The organism is Marinobacter vulgaris (assembly GCF_003344045.1).
Taxonomy (GTDB): domain Bacteria; phylum Pseudomonadota; class Gammaproteobacteria; order Pseudomonadales; family Oleiphilaceae; genus Marinobacter; species Marinobacter vulgaris.
The window spans coordinates 1-1,165 of sequence record NZ_QFWX01000027.1 but is presented as its reverse complement, the minus strand read 5'-3'; the positions used below and the strand labels follow the sequence as shown (position 1 = coordinate 1,165).

The window sequence follows — 1,165 nt, the reverse complement described above, 5'->3', positions numbered from 1 at the left end:
CTGCTTGGCTATACAGACGCGAATGGTGTCAAACAGCAGATCAATAAAACCGACGTTAAAGAAGTCTCCGAAATTCCGCACTGAGCATCTTCTCCGAAAAAGGCCGCTAATGTGGCCTTTTTCTTTACCTGTGGTTCTCCGCCAAAATCCCAGCAAATTGCATCACCAAAGCTAAAAGCTTTCAGGGTTGTCTAAAAAGCACAAGACATAAGAGGAAGTGCGGTATTTTATAATCAAGCCCCCAAGAATTTACCATAACATCCGTTGCCCGCACCGCCTGAGACGCGTTCAGCGCGTTCCTGACGAAACCATGACAAAAACCACAACAAACCACCCCGGAACCCGTCAGAAACGCGCCTGTTAAATTTTAACGGCATGCATGACTATGCACCAGAATGACGCCATGCTCTTTTCACGCAAAAATCATCACCAGACGGGGAAAATCACCAGTGACCAGACAGGAATCCGCCGCCCTCAATATGGCCAAATTTATCCNCTGTGAGCACCTGCACGATCAGGCCGAAGCGCTTTACGCCATGCTGAACGCACAGATAGGCGAGGAAAATGCGTGAAAATCGGTGAACGGGTGCGCAATTCAGTGCGCGGCCGTGAGGCGATGGCGGGGTGTCGGGGCGCAGCCCTGACCAGGGTATTTGTGATGCCGGCGCGTGCGCGGTATTACAAATGCACATCCTGTCCCGGAACGGACACCGGGAAACAGCAAAAAAAACCGGGCGGCACGCCCGGAACTCAATCAAGTTAGATTAGATTACTCTCACTCGTCCATAACAGCATCATGGAACGACGACCACCGTCCGTGACGGCCGCCTCGTTTAAGTATGGACAGAAATACAGAAAATGCTCAGGACGAAATGTAATGAATGCGAACGGATTCAAGAAATTCGAGCATGACAGTCCTTACGGCCGGTTCGGTTTCAGACAAAATCTGCCGGTATGCATCCAGCATCATGGCTCCGGCATCCCCTCCGGCACGCCGTAGCCAGACCGAAACAACGGACACAAGCAGGTGTCGCTCATCATCACTAAGAGTCATCAGGGCTCCGGAAGAAAAACCAAACATGGCTTACCTACTGTTAACGGCAACGCAGAAGAAAGGTTTACAGGGTAGCGGGCAGGGATGAAAAAAAAAAAATTGCAGTCAGGC

2 protein-coding genes are annotated in these 1,165 nt (G+C 50.9%); one reads left to right on the top strand and one right to left on the bottom strand.

All coding sequences use genetic code 11. From position 1 onward, the window contains the following. A complete protein-coding gene (locus tag DIT71_RS18565) occupies window positions 1–84 on the top strand; it encodes a DUF903 domain-containing protein (RefSeq protein ID WP_227538202.1) in 84 nt (27 codons plus the stop codon). Window positions 85–862: 778 nt separating this feature from the next. On the opposite strand, the gene DIT71_RS17610 is transcribed toward DIT71_RS18565, so the two are convergent. Further along, entirely contained in the window at window positions 863–1,054 is a 192-nt protein-coding gene (locus DIT71_RS17610; RefSeq protein ID WP_021243041.1) for a hypothetical protein, read from the bottom strand. Window positions 1,055–1,165: the final 111 nt, after the last annotated feature.

Bases quoted from the DNA above. Each gene is read 5' to 3' on its own strand.
- DIT71_RS17610 (WP_021243041.1), bottom strand. From the start codon at position 1,054: ATGACTCTTAGTGATGATGAGCGACACCTGCTTGTGTCCGTTGTTTCG.